This window comes from Micromonospora sp. MW-13, assembly GCF_003434305.1.
Lineage (GTDB): Bacteria > Actinomycetota > Actinomycetes > Mycobacteriales > Micromonosporaceae > Micromonospora.
In genome coordinates, this window is the sequence record NZ_QKKX01000142.1 from 1 (window position 1) to 261 (window position 261).

Genomic DNA, 261 nt, shown 5'->3' on the forward strand with positions numbered 1-261 from the left:
CTGGTTCCGTCCGCGCGGAGCACCGCGCTGACCGCGGTCCCGTAGACGGGTTGGCCGTTGTAGCCGACCAGCATGGCCTGCCAGTTGCCGCTGGCGGCCTCGTACACCGCGCCTCCACGTACCGTGTACACCACGACTCCGCCGTTGTAGGGGATCGCCGAGACCGCGGATACCTGGTCGTGGTTGGGCACCTGCAGGTTCTGCCACCCGGTGTTGCTGGCTGCCTCGTACAGGCGACCGTCACGAACCGTGTAGATGATC

Annotated in this window: 1 protein-coding gene; it reads right to left on the reverse strand. The window is 67.0% G+C overall.

Going from position 1 to position 261, the window contains the following annotated elements:
- The coding region (locus C5N14_RS32545) for a hypothetical protein (RefSeq protein ID WP_165878314.1) at positions 1-261 on the reverse strand (261 nt) is incomplete at both ends.